Annotated in this window: 16 protein-coding genes; 11 read left to right on the top strand and 5 right to left on the bottom strand. The window is 57.5% G+C overall.

Annotated features, from left to right (window positions below):
- The first annotated feature begins 112 nt into the window (after positions 1–112).
- Together AC1RKG_RS18070 and AC1RKG_RS18075 are read left to right on the top strand one after the other, a co-directional pair.
- Entirely contained in the window at positions 113–793 is a 681-nt protein-coding gene (locus tag AC1RKG_RS18070; RefSeq protein ID WP_130016609.1) for a helix-turn-helix transcriptional regulator, read from the top strand.
- Positions 794–920: 127 nt separating this feature from the next.
- Complete coding sequence (locus AC1RKG_RS18075; protein WP_261110188.1) at positions 921–1,277, top strand: DUF2500 domain-containing protein; 357 nt, start codon at positions 921–923, stop codon at positions 1,275–1,277.
- Between the two features lie 27 nt (positions 1,278–1,304).
- On the opposite strand, the gene AC1RKG_RS18080 is transcribed toward AC1RKG_RS18075, so the two are convergent.
- Positions 1,305–1,577 carry a DUF1145 family protein gene (locus AC1RKG_RS18080; RefSeq protein WP_006317223.1) on the bottom strand — a complete coding sequence of 91 codons (273 nt, stop codon included), beginning with the start codon at positions 1,575–1,577 and terminating at the stop codon, positions 1,305–1,307.
- On the bottom strand, positions 1,567–2,187 hold the full coding sequence (rsmD, locus tag AC1RKG_RS18085) for a 16S rRNA (guanine(966)-N(2))-methyltransferase (RefSeq protein ID WP_308529893.1): 621 nt from the start codon (positions 2,185–2,187) through the stop codon (positions 1,567–1,569). Before rsmD ends, AC1RKG_RS18080 begins: the two co-directional genes overlap by 11 nt.
- 220 nt (positions 2,188–2,407) lie before the next feature.
- Between rsmD and ftsY the strand changes: the two genes are divergently transcribed.
- The 4 genes from ftsY to rpoH all read left to right on the top strand — a co-directional run bounded on the left by ftsY (position 2,408) and on the right by rpoH (position 6,841).
- On the top strand, positions 2,408–4,048 hold the full coding sequence (ftsY, locus tag AC1RKG_RS18090) for a signal recognition particle-docking protein FtsY (RefSeq protein WP_493183550.1): 1,641 nt from the start codon (positions 2,408–2,410) through the stop codon (positions 4,046–4,048).
- A gap of 5 nt (positions 4,049–4,053) precedes the next feature.
- Positions 4,054–4,725: a cell division ATP-binding protein FtsE gene (gene ftsE, locus AC1RKG_RS18095; RefSeq protein ID WP_020824813.1), complete on the top strand. Its 672-nt coding sequence runs from the start codon at positions 4,054–4,056 to the stop codon at positions 4,723–4,725.
- Positions 4,715–5,668, top strand: a complete 954-nt coding sequence (ftsX, locus tag AC1RKG_RS18100) for a permease-like cell division protein FtsX (RefSeq protein ID WP_020824814.1) — start codon at positions 4,715–4,717, stop codon at positions 5,666–5,668. The genes ftsE and ftsX overlap by 11 nt, the downstream gene beginning before the upstream one ends.
- A 315-nt stretch (positions 5,669–5,983) precedes the next feature.
- Positions 5,984–6,841, top strand: a complete 858-nt coding sequence (gene rpoH / locus AC1RKG_RS18105) for an RNA polymerase sigma factor RpoH (RefSeq protein WP_020824815.1) — start codon at positions 5,984–5,986, stop codon at positions 6,839–6,841.
- Between the two features lie 59 nt (positions 6,842–6,900).
- Here rpoH and AC1RKG_RS18110 read toward each other — a convergent pair whose 3' ends face one another.
- The 3 genes from AC1RKG_RS18110 to panM form a co-directional block, all read right to left on the bottom strand.
- Positions 6,901–8,898 (bottom strand): hypothetical protein, encoded by a 1,998-nt coding sequence (locus tag AC1RKG_RS18110; RefSeq protein ID WP_493183558.1) that lies wholly within the window; start codon positions 8,896–8,898, stop codon positions 6,901–6,903.
- 70 nt (positions 8,899–8,968) lie between these two features.
- Positions 8,969–10,186: a DUF3142 domain-containing protein gene (locus AC1RKG_RS18115; protein WP_142816112.1), complete on the bottom strand. Its 1,218-nt coding sequence runs from the start codon at positions 10,184–10,186 to the stop codon at positions 8,969–8,971.
- Positions 10,183–10,575, bottom strand: a complete 393-nt coding sequence (gene panM, locus AC1RKG_RS18120; protein WP_048762262.1) for an aspartate 1-decarboxylase autocleavage activator PanM — start codon at positions 10,573–10,575, stop codon at positions 10,183–10,185. The genes AC1RKG_RS18115 and panM overlap by 4 nt, the downstream gene beginning before the upstream one ends.
- A gap of 406 nt (positions 10,576–10,981) precedes the next feature.
- Here panM and AC1RKG_RS18125 point away from each other — a divergent pair, with 406 nt between their 5' ends.
- The 5 genes from AC1RKG_RS18125 (at position 10,982) to livF (ending at position 16,056) form a co-directional block, all read left to right on the top strand.
- Positions 10,982–12,097, top strand: coding sequence for a branched-chain amino acid ABC transporter substrate-binding protein (locus AC1RKG_RS18125; protein ID WP_046374714.1), 1,116 nt, complete (start codon positions 10,982–10,984; stop codon positions 12,095–12,097).
- A gap of 283 nt (positions 12,098–12,380) precedes the next feature.
- A complete protein-coding gene (gene livH, locus AC1RKG_RS18130; RefSeq protein WP_020824820.1) occupies positions 12,381–13,307 on the top strand; it encodes a high-affinity branched-chain amino acid ABC transporter permease LivH in 927 nt (308 codons plus the stop codon).
- Positions 13,304–14,587: a high-affinity branched-chain amino acid ABC transporter permease LivM gene (locus tag AC1RKG_RS18135; protein WP_020824821.1), complete on the top strand. Its 1,284-nt coding sequence runs from the start codon at positions 13,304–13,306 to the stop codon at positions 14,585–14,587. The genes livH and AC1RKG_RS18135 overlap by 4 nt, the downstream gene beginning before the upstream one ends.
- Positions 14,584–15,351, top strand: coding sequence for a high-affinity branched-chain amino acid ABC transporter ATP-binding protein LivG (gene livG / locus AC1RKG_RS18140; RefSeq protein ID WP_493183551.1), 768 nt, complete (start codon positions 14,584–14,586; stop codon positions 15,349–15,351). Before AC1RKG_RS18135 ends, livG begins: the two co-directional genes overlap by 4 nt.
- Before the next feature lie 3 nt (positions 15,352–15,354).
- Positions 15,355–16,056: a high-affinity branched-chain amino acid ABC transporter ATP-binding protein LivF gene (gene livF / locus AC1RKG_RS18145; protein ID WP_020824823.1), complete on the top strand. Its 702-nt coding sequence runs from the start codon at positions 15,355–15,357 to the stop codon at positions 16,054–16,056.
- Positions 16,057–16,098 lie beyond the last annotated feature (42 nt).

The raw sequence follows: 16,098 nt of genomic DNA on the forward strand, positions 1-16,098 counted from the left end.
CAGCAGGTTGGCAGGTACCTGTTGGACCAGCTGTTTTTGCCACAGGGTGGAATGGCTGAAGTGGATTATCGTACGGTGGCCACTAAGGCTCCCTGTTTAAGGAGAAACAATAATGCGTCTAAAAGTGATGGTTATGGAGCCGGATCCCTGGTTTCGGCTCGGGGTGTTGTCGGTGCTTGCCTCGCTTCCGGCTCAGTTTGAAGTTTGCGGGGTCACTGACCGGCTGTCGGATTTGCAGGGTCTGGTGCAGAAACAGCCATTTGACCTGTTGCTGTCAGACACTCACGGTCAGGGTGAAAGCCTGGATAACTACTTTGTCTTTCGCAGGGAGTTTTGCAAGAGGCTCTCTCATGTGACCTGGCTGATGTGGAGCGACGGTTATGGCCCTTTCTTATCGGGCCTGTCTTCCAGGCTGAAACCGCCGGTTTGCCTGCAAAAAAAGCTGGGGCCGGCCGAGTTGAATTCGCTGCTGGTGCTGCGCCATCGGCTTGGGCATCAGCATTTTTTGGCCGAATATCGGCGGACTCAGATGTGCGTCTGCTGTCACCTGACGCAAAAAGAGCTTTTGGTTATCAGTGCACTGGCGCATGGCGAACCGCAAAAGCAGCTGGCGCGGCGCTTGGGCCGCAGTGAAAAAACCATCAGCTCACACAAGGTCCAGGCCTTGCACAAGCTGGGTGCCAGTAGCGATCGGCGACTGTTTCATCATCAGGGGGAAAACCGCCTGCTGGACATTCTGCGCTATGCGGGCATCAACATTCCCCACGCCCCCTTGGGGGGGTACTCGGCGTAACTCAATCTAATGCCGATGATAAGCTGCGTAGTGAGGAGTGAACGCCGGTAGGCGGGGCAACTGCGATGCCATTTCAGGAGGTGTGCTATGTTTACGCTGATTTCACCGCGTGGAGATGGGAAGTAAGATGAGTAAGCCACCGCTGTTTTTTATCGCTGTGATCGCGTTGATCGCCGTATTGGCGACGCACCGCTATTTCAATCAGCGCCGTATTGAAGCGGATAACGACCGTGCGCCGGTACGCAGTTTGCAGGTCACGGTGAGTGATAAACGTGAGTTTCCGGTCGCCAAGACCCGGGCACCGCAGCGTGAGCCGCTGGTCAATGAGCCGATGCATTATGAGGTGGTGTTTAGCCCGCAGCGCGGTGGCGAGGAGATCCGGCTGCGGTTGAAGCCGTGGCAGTATAATCCGATTGAAAAAGGCGCACAGGGCACGTTGAGCATGCAGGGCACGCGCTTCGTCTCATTTATTGCCCAGCCGTAGGGCACCGGACCCGGTGCCCATGTGGGGTTATTTTCTTTTGATTGGCGGCTGTTTTTTCTGCCAGGCCAGCAGTTCGAAGACGCCAAAGATGAAGATCTTGGCTTCTTGCCAGTAGCTTATCGGCTGATCTTTCGGTTGCGTGGACTTCAAAAGAACCAGCTGCAGCCCGTGCATCACCACCATAAAGAACAGCGCCACGTCGATGAAATATTTCAGCGGCTTGGGAAAGGGGTGAAACAGGTTGGAGAGCAGAAAGCCCCACACGCACAGCATCAGCAGGCGACCCAGATTAATCAGCATTTTCGGTTTTCTCTTGCGAACGGATATAAAGACGATAAGCCACCTGACCGGCGACTTTTTCACGGTGTAATTGCCAGTTGGCCGGGACATCAGCGGCGGCGCTTTCGGCTTCGGCCTCTACATAGATCCAGGCCTCATCGGCCAGCCAGCCCTGCTGCTCCAGCAGCGTGACGGTTTCAGCCAGCAAGCCTTTGCGAAAAGGCGGATCGAGAAACACCACGTCAAACGGCTGAGCGGGGGTCGCCAGCCAGCTTAGCGCATTGGTATTGACCACCTTGCCATTGCCCTGCAGCAGGGCCAGATTTTTTTCCAGTTGCTGCGCCACTGGGCGTTCGAATTCCAACAGCGTGACGCTGCTGGCATAGCGCGACAACGCCTCCAGACCGAGTGCGCCGCTACCGGCGAAACAGTCCAGGCAGCGTGCCCCCTGGATCACCGGCGCCAGCCAGTTGAACAGGGTTTCCCGAACGCGATCGGTGGTCGGACGCAGCCCGGGGCTGTTGGGTACCGGCAGTTTTCGCCCGCGCCATTGGCCACCGATAATGCGGATCTGCCCGGCCGCAGCCTGAGGCGGTTTTTTTGCCGATGCCCGTGGCGATAGTCTTGTCATAGGTTTGCTTTGATTGTTTTCTGGCGGTGAGGCCGAATGAGTTGGCGATAAGTTGCCTCTATTCTACCGGTGAGAGGCGCTGGGGGAAACGGTAAAACTTTGTTGCCTGATTTCACAGTGGAAAGCATGCCGGATGCGTGTTGCTGAACGAGGGAAAGTGATAGACTCGGCGAATTATTGTCAGCATAAGCAAGCCTTCGGTACGGAGTAGAGTCATAACATGGCAAAAGATAAGAAACGCGGGTTTTTCTCCTGGCTGGGCTTCGGCCAGAAGGAAGAAGAGCAACAGCAACCTGAGACGCCGGTAGAAGCGGCGGAAAATCAGGCCGTGGAGACCCCGGCTGAACCGGTCGCTCCCAAGCTGGATGACCAGCTCCCCGCGCAGGAATCTGAACCTGCCGCTTCCGTAGAGACGCCTGGGGAGTGGGACGGCAGTCTGACCGGCGAGCATATTGCAGAAAGCGTGCCGGCCATCGTCGAACACACTGCCCCGGCAGAAAAGCTGGCGGAAGAGATGGTCACCCTTACTGAACAGGTGGCGGCAGAACAGCAACAGCCGGCAGCGGAAGAGATTGCCGTGCCTGTGGCCGTGGTTCAGCCTGAACCCGAACTTGTCATCGAGCCTAAGCCAGAAACGACCGCGGTATCAGAACCCGAAGTGGTTACGCCAGAGCCGATTATTGCGCCAGAACCGGAAGTGGTTGAACCGGAACCGGTGATGGTGCCCGAACTGGAAGTAATTGAGCCTGAACCTACTATCGTGCCAGAGCCAGAGCCAGAGCCAGAGCCAGAGCCAGAGCCAGAGCCAGAGCCAGAGCCAGTGTCTGCCAGCGTGGCGCTGGAACCGATTATTGTCGCGCCGGCCATTATCGAAGAAGAAGAAGAAAAAGAATCCGAGCTGCTGGCCCCTGCGGTCACTCAGGAGCAGGAACGTCCGACCAAAGAAGGCTTCTTTGCCCGGCTGAAACGTAGCCTGGTGAAAACCAAGCAAAATTTGGGCTCCGGTTTTGTCGGCTTGTTCCGCGGCAAGAAAATTGACGACGAACTGTTTGAAGAGCTGGAAGAACAGCTGCTGATTGCCGACGTCGGCGTGGAAACCACGCGTAAAATCATTACCTCTCTGACTCAGCATGCCAGCCGCAAGCAGTTGAAAGACGCCGATGCGTTATACGGCAAGCTGAAGGAGGAAATGTCCGAAATTCTGGCTAAAGTTGATCAGCCGCTGGATGTTGGCGGTAAAAACCCGTATGTCATTCTGATGGTTGGGGTGAACGGCGTGGGTAAAACCACCACCATCGGTAAGCTGGCTCGCCAGTTCCAGGCGGAAGGCAAATCGGTGATGCTGGCGGCGGGGGACACCTTCCGTGCCGCGGCGGTAGAGCAACTGCAGGTGTGGGGCGAACGCAACCGTATTCCGGTGGTGGCGCAGCATACCGGCGCGGATTCCGCCTCGGTGATTTACGATGCGGTCCAGGCCGCCAAGGCCCGCGGCATCGACGTGCTGCTGGCCGATACGGCAGGGCGTTTGCAGAACAAAGCGCACCTGATGGAAGAGCTGAAGAAGATCGTCCGCGTCATGAAAAAACTGGACGACCAGGCCCCCCATGAGGTTATGCTGACTCTTGATGCCAGCACCGGACAGAATGCTGTCAGCCAGGCGAAATTATTTAATGAAGCCGTGGGCTTAACCGGTATCACACTGACTAAACTGGACGGTACCGCCAAGGGCGGGGTGATCTTCGCCATTGCCGATCAGTTCGGTATCCCGATTCGCTATATCGGCGTTGGGGAAGGCATCGAAGATTTGCGGCCGTTTAAGGCTGACGATTTTATTGAGGCACTTTTTGCCCGAGAGGATTAATACGGATGATTCGCTTTGAACAGGTCAGTAAAGCTTATCTGGGCGGACGGCAGGCCCTGCAGGGGGTGGATTTCCATCTGCGCCCGGCAGAGATGGCGTTTCTGACCGGCCATTCCGGCGCGGGGAAGAGTACCCTGCTGAAACTGATTTGTGGTATCGAACGGCCAAGCGCCGGCCATATTTGGTTTGGCGGCCATGACATCAGCCGGTTGAAAAACCGCGAGGTGCCGTTCCTGCGTCGTCAGATCGGCATGATTTTCCAGGATCACCATCTGCTGCTGGATCGCACGGTGTATGACAACGTGGCAATGCCACTGATTATCGCCGGCGCCAGCACCGAAGACATCCGTCGCCGCGTTTCCGCTGCGTTGGACAAGGTCGGGCTGCTGGATAAGGCGAAGAACTTCCCGATTCAGCTTTCCGGCGGTGAGCAGCAGCGTGTGGGTATCGCCCGCGCGGTGGTGAACAAGCCGGCGGTACTGCTGGCGGATGAGCCTACCGGTAACCTGGACGATGCGTTGTCGGAAGGCATTCTGCGCTTGTTCGAAGAGTTTAACCGCGTGGGTGTCACCGTGTTGATGGCCACCCACGATACCGGGCTGATCGCCCGTCGCAATTACCGCATTCTGCGCCTGAGCCAGGGCCGCATGGCTGGAGGAGCGCATCATGGCGAATAATGCAAAAACCGCCAAGAGTAAAGCGCTGCGTGGCGGCTGGCGGGAACAATGGCGCTACGCCTGGATGAACGCCGTCAAGGATATGCTGCGCCAGCCACTGGCGACGCTGCTGACGGTGATGGTCATCGCCATCTCCCTGACGCTGCCAAGCGTGTGTTATATCGTTTGGAAAAACGTCAGCACCGCGGCGACGCAATGGTACCCTACGCCGCAGTTAACGGTGTACCTGGATAAATCCCTGGATGACGACGCGGCGGTGAAAGTGCTCGACGCCATCAAAGCAGAAGCCGGCGTTGAGAAAGTGAATTACCTGTCGCGTGAAGAGGCCCGGGGCGAATTCCGCAACTGGTCCGGCTTTGGCGGCGCGCTGGATATGTTGGAAGAGAACCCGTTACCGGCGGTCGCTATCATCACGCCGAAAATGAGCTTCCAAAGTTCCGACACCCTCAATACCCTGCGCGATCGCGTCGCGGCGGTGCAGGGGGTGGATGAAGTGCGGATGGACGACAGCTGGTTTGCTCGTCTGGCTGCACTGACCGGGCTGGTGGGGCAAGTGGCTGCAATGATCGGCGTGCTGATGGTGGTGGCGGTGTTCCTGGTGATCGGCAACAGCGTACGTCTGAGCATCTTCAGCCGTCGCGATACCATCAACGTGATGAAGCTGATTGGCGCCACCGACGGTTTCATCCTGCGGCCGTTCCTGAACGGCGGTGCGATGCTGGGCTTCTTTGGCGCATTGCTGTCGTTGGTGTTGTCCGGGGCGATGGTGTGGAGACTGGAGTCGGTGGTCACCGGCGTGGCCAAGGTGTTCGGCACCACCTTTACCCTGCACGGCCTGGGTTGGGATGAGGCGTTACTGCTGCTGATTGTTTCCGCGATGATCGGCTGGATCGCCGCCTGGCTGGCGACGGTTCAACATTTACGCCGATTTACACCACAATAAAGATTTTTTGGTATACTCTTCTCCTGCTGCTCCGAGCGTGTTGCGGGAGAAGAGCTACCGGCACTAACTTAAGCACCATCCAGTCTCTTCTTAGCGCACAAATTCCCTATCGGCCTGAATATTCGTCACGTATTGTCATGGGCAATGCGATCGAAAAACTGTGAACTAATAGGGCGGAACGCGGTCAAAATCTGCAGCAAAATGTTATGGTGCCCGGCGTGTGGACCGCTTTTGCAATAGCAACTGCCGTAGAATCAATCATTTCCCCGCCGTGACAATCACCTGCATGACCTGTTTTTTCAAGAGAGGGTTTGAATGACCAAAGAAATGCAAACTTTAGCTTTAGTGCCCCAGGGCAGTTTGGAAGCCTATATCCGGGCCGCCAACACCTATCCGATGCTGACGGCAGAGGAAGAGCGGGAGCTGGCTGAACGGCTGCATTATCAGGGCGATCTGGAAGCCGCTAAGCAGCTCATCCTGTCTCACCTGCGCTTTGTCGCTCATATTGCCCGTAATTACTCCGGTTACGGCCTGCCTCAGGCAGACCTGATCCAGGAAGGTAATATTGGCCTGATGAAAGCTGTTCGCCGCTTCAACCCAGAGGTTGGTGTGCGTCTGGTTTCCTTTGCGGTGCATTGGATCAAGGCAGAAATTCACGAGTACGTACTGCGCAACTGGCGTATCGTCAAAGTGGCTACCACCAAAGCACAGCGCAAGCTGTTCTTTAACCTGCGTAAAACCAAGCAGCGTCTGGGCTGGTTCAATCAGGATGAGGTGGAATTGGTTGCTCGCGAGTTGGGTGTGACCAGCAAGGATGTCCGCGAGATGGAATCCCGCATGGCGGCGCAGGACATGACGTTCGATCCTACGCCGGACGACGAAGCCCGTGATGGCCAGTCTATGGCGCCGGTGCTGTACCTGCAGGATAAAAGCTCGGACTTCGCCGAAGGCATCGAGGAAGATAACTGGGAAAGCAACGCCGCAGACAAACTGGCCTATGCGCTGGAAGGTCTGGACGAGCGTAGCCAGCATATCATTCGCGCCCGTTGGTTGGATGACGACAATAAATCCACGTTGCAAGAGCTGGCCGATCAGTACGGTGTTTCCGCTGAGCGTGTGCGCCAGCTAGAAAAGAACGCCATGAAGAAACTGAAAATGGCGATCGAAGCCTAATTCCGCATAAGCGTTAAAAAGCCCGGCTAGCCGGGCTTTTTTGTGCCTGAAATTCGGCGTTACGGCGCGATCGCCGCAAAATCGGGTGCCGGACAGTCATAACCAAACTTGTTGGCCCAGGCATAGCGCGTCCCGTTATTGATATAGCGCTGATACAGCGCCCGGCCGGTTTTCGCGTCACGTTTAATCACCCAGCCGGCGGCATTACACAACACGGCGGCATAGGCCTGGCTTTTTGGCGGCAGTAAGTCGGCGGCCTGCTGCGCCAGATCAACCGCCTGCCAGCGGTAGTGCAGGAAGCGATTATCCTGTGGCGGTAACGCCGCTTTGGCCCGTGCTGCCTCGGCACTGCTGATCCAGCTCTTATGCTTGAGCTCGCGCGTATCAAAGGCATCCCCCAGATAGGAATAACCGGCGTCATAAATTGCATAGTCCGGCGTCATCTCATAACCCGTGAACACCAATCCCTGGCTGCGCAGCAGCGTGGCCGCCTGATAGTAGGCTTTGGCCCGCGCCAGCTTGTCTGCGGATTTATCCTGCGCCGTTTTCAGCGTATCGGCGTACTGTTGGGCAACCTGACGATAGTTCGGGATATCAAAGTAGGCCATTGCTTCTTGAGGGCGTCCGGCGCGCATCAGCCGCCGCGCCAGCAGCTCGCGCAGTTGCACCTCCGGCGTAAGCGGCTGGCCGTTGTAGTCGTCGGGATTGACCGGTTTCAATGGCGTAGCTGGGGCTGGCACATGCTTATCAACAAAGCCTTTCAGTTCATCGATGGTCAGCACGCGTTCGGCCACGTCGGCGACGTCCGCCCAGTAAATATCTTTGCCGCGATAGAGGAAGTCCATTGCCTGCAGATAGTCGCCGCGATCCAGGGCCAGAATAGCCTGCTCCCCAGCCACCCGGCATTCGGGCACGATGGTTTCTGGCGTAAAGTCCGCATTACGCTGTTCGCCCCAGCTTTCATTGGAGGGGAATGCGGCCGCCGCTTTGGCGTAGTCTGCGGTGGCGGCTTTAACATCCCCGTCGCGCAGCGCCATTTTGGCGCGTAACCACCAGGCCAGGCCACTGTCGCCAGCGTGTTTCAGCAGGCTGGCCGCCATCGGGTATTGTCCTGCTCGGTAGGCCAGCGCCGCCAGCCGGTCGCTGCCGCTGAAACCGCTTTTCACCGAGGCGTCCAGCAGCGTCAGGATTTGGCTGATGATTTGTGCAGAGCGAGTGCCGGTGCCGTCCGTATCGGTCATTTGCAGATTACTGCTGCGGGCAAACAGCTCAATGGTGACCAGTTGTTGGATCAGCGGATCGGCGATTGTCTGCTTCAGAACATCGAAGTGATCCGGATTGACCAGGTAACTGGAGACGTACTGCAGCGACAGTGCCCCATTTTGGTCACCCTGTGCCGCCTGTTGAGCATATAACTTCGCTGCCTGGGTGACGTTGCCGAGCCAGAAATGAATGCGGGCCTGCTGCCCAAGGCTGCTTAGTGCCAGTTGATCTGGATCGGCCGTACCGCCTTTCACTTTATCAATCACCTGCTGGAAGGCCGCTAGCGCCTGCTCGAGCTGGGGCTTCGCGGGATGTTCGACTGCGATGCTCGAGCCGTCACCTTCGTTTTCCGGCGTGCCGTGATCGCCCATCAACAACCGGCCGAGTGAATACTGCGCCCTTAGCCCCCAGTCACCTTGATCTGCGGCAGGTAGCGCCAGAACCTGCTGGAAGTACTCGCTGGCGCGCGGATCTTTACCGGCGAAGGCCACAGCACCCAGTTGGTAAAGGCGGGCCGCGTCAGACAGCCCCTGGCTATTGACCGCATCGGCCTCTTCAACGGTTTTTGCCGCACGCATTTTCCCGATGATGATAGTTTCCGGCGACAGCGGCATCGGTTTCGGTGGCATCGCCGGTGGCGGTGCTTTCCACAACGGCAGCTGTTTATCCACTGCGACCAGACGCCCGGCTTCAAAGGCAAAGTTGCCTTCCGGCATATACAGCAGCGTGCCGTTGCGATCGACCAGTAAACGGTTAGGGAAATCCGGCCCGCAGGCGTAGCCATTAAGTGGCATCGCCAGCGCCGAGCCGATCAGGGCAGCCAGTGGAAGAGTTCGGCCGCGCAGAGTCCGTGTAGCGCGTGCATTACGGTGTGACAAGGGTGCCTCCTGGCGTCAGTTGTTGGCAGCGGATCCAGCCCAACGGCCGGGACTGCCCGGCGCGCAGCTGGTCACTGCGGGTAAGCACAAAGCGTAGTCGTTGAGGCTCGCTTTCCAGCCGGTAGTTGCCTGCCGCGTCCGCCGCCAGGCACTCGCTGGCGGTGATGACGATTTCATGCGGCAGCGGTGCATCCACCGGCCCGTTATTTTGAATTATCAGATCATTCAGCCCATTTTGCAGCGCCTGAGGGCTAAATTTTACCTGCCAGCTGACGTCGAGCGGTTGCTTTTCTATTACCGCCCTCAGCGTAGCCAGTGACCAGGCGCGGCGATCGTCCGCCAGTGGCAAACGGAACCAGATCAGGCCCAGCAGGTGTGGTGTGGTCCGTGTGTTCAACTGGCGCAGAAAATCGGCCACCTGCTGCGGCGCGACCGTCAGCTCGCGCGAGGTACCCGCCACGCGCACGGAGGCTTCGCTTTCCACCTGCGCGCCTTGCGTATCGAACCCCACCAAACCCATGCCATAGGCAGGCAGCGCCACCCGGAAAGGTCTTGGCGTGATTTGTGCGTACTGTTTTACCCACCGCAGTGCCAGCGGGGCAGCAAACAGGCCTTGTTCGGGCGACAGTACGGCATGCACCTGCAGCACGGAGCTGTCTGCCTGTTGCAAGACACCGGGCAGCGCAGCTGAGCCGATCCAGGCCGGCAATGCGGTAATGCCCAGTTGCAGTGAGGAGGGCAATTGCTGACGCAACTGCTGCAGGAAATGCTGATAGGCAGGCAGGCGTGCGGTAGCTGCGTCATGATCGATTTCAACGCCGATCACCTGCAGCCCGGCGGCTTGCCAGCGTTGCACCTGTTTTAGCAAACGTTGGCGAATCGCGACTTCATCCAGTTGCGTCAACTGCCCATCCAGACGGGCCACCAGCCACAGCGGGCGGCCATCTTGTTTCAGTAAGGGGAGATTGACCGGGATTTCCCGCCAGCCCTCACGCGGGTGCACTTGTAAACCCAGCACCCGCAGCGTAGGGAACAGATCGCGGCTTTGCGCCAGTGCAGCAACATGCTGCGGCGTCCAAACGCGTTGCCAGACGTAGACCTGATTATCCCAGGTCGGCTGTATCCGCAGCGCTAGCTGGCGGCCGCCGAACCAGGCGATTAACGCCAGCACCAGCACCAACAGTGCGAGGAACCTGCGCTTCATCGTTGCCAGAGTTCGCCTTGCTGAGTGAAACCGCAGGCGCGCATAAAGTTATCCACCTCGCCCCGCTCGCGTGGGGTCAGACCGGCGGTCGAAAGCTGCCAATGCGTTATCTGCGGTAACTGACGCTGCACGTCCTGCACCAGATACAGCCCGACGCCGCGACGGCGCGTGACTTCACGCACCAGCAAATCCTGCAGTTGGGCACGTTCACCGTCCAGTTCGAGTTTCACCGCCCCCAACAGCCGCTCATTGAAGCGTGCGGCGAACAGCGCTTTATTGCCGTTCAACCCGCTTTGCCACTGTTCCGGCTGCTGATGCGGCCAGATTTTGCCAAGGTCGATAAGGTCTTGCTGGGACAGCGTGGTTAATCGCTCAATAGTCAGTTTCATGCAGGATTTCCGAACGGCTAATCGATGCCGACAGTGTAATAGATCTTGCACAGAGCGTTGTGTAAGTTTTTCTGTACGATTACTGCGCAAAATGTTTTTTGCAGGACGCATTTTCCGAGTAAATATGTAGTTAATCGATCGAGAACCAGCATAACGCGCTGTGCCTGATGCAAAACAGCGCAGATTTAATCCGGATTTTATGCTGTTTACACCGCTTGTTTCTGATTGTGTAAGTTGATTTGCAGCAGAAAATTCCTGTTTAATGGCATGAAAAATAAAGTCTTATTAGAAAATATTGCCACAAAAACACCTAAATCATTATTACTTATGAATAAAAGCAGTAAATAAGGGTCGGGTGTCGGCAAACACAACAGGTACGTTCACAACGACAGATGGGGATTTGCGGATGAAATTAACAAAAGGTAAGGCGCTGTTGGCGGGTTGTATCGCGATGGCTATCGGGCATGCGGCAATGGCGAAAGACATCAAGGTGGCGATCGTCGGGGCGATGTCCGGCCCGGTGGCGCAGTATGGCGATATGGAATTCACCGGCGCTCGTCAGGCGATTGCCGATATCAACGCCAAGGGCGGTATCAAGGGCGACAAACTGGTCGGCGTGGAATATGACGACGCCTGCGATCCAAAACAGGCGGTAGCCGTTGCCAACAAGGTAATCAATGACGGTATCCGCTATGTGATCGGCCACCTGTGCTCATCCTCGACGCAGCCGGCTTCCGACATCTATGAAGATGAAGGCGTAATCATGATCACCCCGGCGGCCACTAACGCCGATCTGACCACCCGTGGTTACAAAATGATCATGCGTACCACCGGCCTGGATTCCGATCAGGGGCCGACGGCGGCGAAATACATCCTCAGCGAGATCAAACCCAAGCGCATTGCCGTGGTTCACGACAAGCAGCAGTATGGCGAAGGCCTGGCGCGCTCGGTGCGCGACAGCCTGAAAAAGCAGGGCACCGACGTGGTGATGTTTGAAGGTATCACCGCCGGCGATAAAGATTTCTCCACCCTGGTGGCGCGCCTGAAGAAAGAAAACGTCGATTTCGTTTACTTTGGCGGTTACTACCCGGAAATGGGCCAGATCCTGCGTCAGGCTAAACAGGCCGGTTTGACCACCCGCTTTATGGGGCCGGAAGGCGTGGGCAACTCCTCACTGTCCAATATCGCCGGTGCCGCCTCTGAAGGCATGCTGGTGACCCTGCCTAAACGTTACGATCAGGTCCCTGCCAACAAACCTGTTGTAGATGCGCTTAAAGCCAAAAAGCTGGATCCAACCGGACCGTTCGTCTGGACCACTTACGCGGCGCTGCAATCTCTGACTGCCGGGATGGAGCGCAGCGGCAGCCAGGAACCGGCCGACATCGTCAAGGACCTGAAAACCGGCAAGCCGGTGGACACCGTGATGGGGCCGTTGAGCTGGGATGACAAAGGCGATCTTAAAGGCTTCGAGTTCGGCGTGTTCGAATGGCATGCTGACGGCACTTCAACGCCGATTAAATAATATACCCGTCGTCTTTCACGTTGCAGCGTTGTTGGCTTCACGGGTGCACCCCAGTCACTTAGTTTACTAAGCTCCTGGGGATTTACCCGCTTGCCGCCTAGCTGCAACGCGAAATCCATTGGGTATAAGCGTTTTTAATGATTGTCATTTCAGGTTTGCTTTACCCAAAATAAATTGAAGTTGCATCAAGGCGGCAAGGGAACGATTCGGGTGAATGAGTGCAGCCAACACAAATGCAGCTTCAAGTGTGATGGGTATAGAAAGCACAGCCAAGGGTTAGAGTATGTCTGAGCAGGTTCTCTATTTTCTGCAGCAAATGTTCAACGGCGTCACGTTGGGCAGCACCTATGCATTGATCGCCATCGGTTACACCATGGTCTACGGCATCATCGGCATGATCAACTTCGCCCACGGCGAGGTGTATATGATCGGCAGCTATGTCTCCTTTATTGTTATCGCCGCCCTGATGATGATCGGCATCGACGTCGGTTGGCTGCTGATTGGCGCGGCTTTCCTGGTATCGATCGTGATCGCCAGCGCTTACGGCTGGAGCATCGAGCGGGTGGCCTACAAGCCGGTACGCAACTCCAAACGCCTGATCGCGCTGATTTCCGCCATAGGAATGTCGATATTCCTGCAAAACTACGTCAGCCTGACCCAGGGCTCGCGCGACCTGGCGTTGCCAAGCCTGGTCACCGGGCAATGGGTGCTGGGGGAAAGCAACGGCTTTGCTGCCACTATCAGCACCATGCAGCTGATTATCTGGGTAGTCACTTTCCTGGCGATGCTGGCGTTGACGATGTTTATTCGTTATTCACGTATGGGCCGCGCCTGCCGCGCCTGTGCGGAGGATTTGAAGATGGCCAGCCTGCTGGGCATCAATACCGACCGGGTTATCTCGCTGACCTTTGTGATCGGTGCGGTGATGGCGGCGGTCGCCGGCGTACTGCTCGGGCAATTCTACGGAGTGATTAACCCCTATATCGGCTTTATGGCCGGTATGAAGGCCTTCACCGCGGCAGTGTTGGGCGGCATCGGCAGCATCCCCGGCGCGATGATTGGCGGCCTGGTATTGGGGGTGGCAGAGGCGCTGACTTCGGCTTACCTGAGTACCGAATATAAAGACGTGGTGTCGTTCGCGCTGCTGATTGTGGTGCTGCTGATCATGCCTACCGGCATCCTTGGGCGTCCGGAGGTTGAGAAGGTATGAAACTCAATTTGCTCAACGCGTTGATCGCCACCCTGGTGCTGTTTGTGATGGCTTCATTCCTGATGGGCATGCAGCTGAGCCTGGACGGTACCAAACTGGTGGTGCACGGCGCGGCGGAAGTGCGCTGGATGTGGATCGGCATCGGCTGCGTCATCGTGTTTTTCTTCCAACTGCTGCGCCCGCTGATGCAGCACGGGCTGAAAAAAATCTCAGGCCCGGCCTGGGTATTACCGAGCTTCGATGGCACGACCGCCCGGCAGAAGCTGTTGGCCGCAGCGATCATTATCGCCGCGGTTGCCTGGCCATTTCTGGTCTCACGCGGCTCGGTAGATATCGCCACGCTGACGTTGATCTACGTGATGTTGGGCCTGGGCCTGAACGTGGTGGTGGGGCTGTCCGGTTTGCTGGTATTGGGCTACGGCGGTTTCTATGCGATTGGCGCTTACACTTACGCACTGCTGAACCATTATTACGGCCTGGGTTTCTGGGAGAGCCTGCCGCTGGCGGGTATGGTCACCGCACTCTTTGGTTTTCTGCTCGGGTTCCCGGTGCTGCGCCTGCGCGGCGATTATCTGGCGATTGTCACGCTGGGGTTCGGTGAGATCGTGCGCATCCTGTTGTTGAACAATACCGAAATCACCGGCGGCCCGAACGGCATCAGCCAGATCCCGAAACCGACCTTTTTCGGCCTGGAGTTCAACCGCAGCGCGCGTGACGGCGGCTGGGATACCTTCCATAACTTCTTTGGCCTGAAATATGATCCGAGCGATCGCATTGTCTTTTTGTACCTGGTGGCGTTGTTGCTGGTGGTGCTGACGCTGTTTGTGATCAACCGCCTGCTGCGCATGCCGCTGGGCCGTGCCTGGGAAGCCTTGCGCGAAGATGAAATCGCCTGCCGTTCGCTGGGGCTTAATCCGACCAGAATCAAACTGACCGCTTTTACCATCAGCGCCGCCTTCGCCGGTTTTGCCGGCACGCTGTTCGCTGCGCGCCAGGGCTTCGTCAGCCCGGAATCCTTCACCTTTGTCGAGTCGGCCTTCGTGTTGGCGATCGTGGTCTTGGGCGGCATGGGATCGCAGTTCGCGGTGATCCTGGCGGCGATCCTGCTGGTGGTGTCGCGCGAACTGATGCGTGACCTGAACGAATACAGCATGCTGTTGCTGGGTGCCTTAATGGTATTGATGATGATTTGGCGGCCGCAGGGGCTGCTGCCGATGAAGCGGCCACAGCTAAAACTGAAGGCGGCGGATATGCAAGCAGGCAAGGGGGAGCAAGTATGAGCATGCAACCTTTGCTGAAGGTCGAAGGGCTGTCGATGCGTTTCGGCGGCCTGCTGGCGGTCAATAACGTGGCGCTGACGCTGAAAGAGGGCGAGATTGTCTCGCTGATCGGCCCGAACGGTGCCGGAAAAACCACGGTGTTTAACTGCCTGACCGGCTTTTACCGTCCGACCAGCGGCACCATCAAACTGCGCGAGCGCCATCTGGAAGGGTTGCCCGGCCAGGCCATCGCCCGGATGGGCGTGGTGCGGACTTTCCAGCACGTACGGCTGTTTCGCGAGATGACGGTGATCGAAAACCTGTTGGTCGCACAGCATCAGCATCTGAAAAGCGGCGTGTTCGCCGGGCTGCTGAAAACGCCGGCCTTCCGCCGTGCCGAAGCCGATGCGCTGGAGCGTGCCTCGGTTTGGCTGCAACGGGTGGGCCTGTTGGAGATGGCGAACCGTTCGGCGGGTAATCTGGCTTACGGCCAGCAACGGCGGCTGGAGATTGCGCGCTGCATGGTCACCCGGCCGGAATTACTGATGCTGGACGAGCCGGCGGCGGGCCTGAACCCAAAGGAAACCGACGAGCTGGATCACCTGATCGTCGAATTGCGCAATCAGCATAAGGTGTCGGTGCTGCTGATCGAGCACGACATGAAACTGGTGATGGGCATCTCCGATCGTATCTACGTGGTGAACCAGGGCACGCCGTTGGCGCAGGGCACCCCGGCAGAAATCCGTAACAACCCGGACGTGATCCGGGCCTATCTGGGCGAATAATTTATGTTGTCATTTAATCAGGTATCCGCCCATTACGGCAAAATCCAGGCGCTGCATCAGGTTAGCCTGAACATAAAGCAGGGCGAGATTGTCACTCTGATCGGCGCTAACGGCGCCGGCAAAACCACGCTGCTCGGCACGCTGTGCGGTGAACCCCGCGCCAGCGAAGGCAGCATCACCTTTCTCGATCAGGACATTACCCAGTGGCAGACGTCGCGCATCATGCGCGAAGCGGTGGCGATCGTGCCGGAAGGCCGGCGGGTATTCTCGCGCATGACGGTGGAGGAGAACCTGGCGATGGGCGGTTTCTTTGCCGACCGTCACCAATATCAACAGCGCATCGAAAGGGTGTTTGGCCTGTTTCCGCGCCTGCTGGAACGCCGTACACAGCGCTCGGGCACCATGTCCGGCGGTGAGCAACAGATGTTGGCGATAGGCCGTGCACTGATGAGCCAGCCGAAGCTGCTGCTGCTCGACGAGCCCTCTCTGGGGCTGGCGCCGATCATCATTCAGCAGATTTTTGACATCATTCAGCAGCTGCGTGAAGAGGGCATGACCATCTTCCTGGTCGAACAAAACGCCAATCAGGCGCTGAAACTGGCAGATCGCGGTTATGTACTGGAAAACGGGCGCGTGGTGTTGGAAGATACGGGGGCCGAATTGTTAGCAAACGAAGCAGTTAGGTCGGCGTATCTGGGCGGTTGAAATACCCGTCGAAGCGGTAGGGGGCGAATATCTTCGCCCCGA

It is taken from the genome of Serratia sp. GW822-FHT06D09 (genome assembly GCF_058799515.1).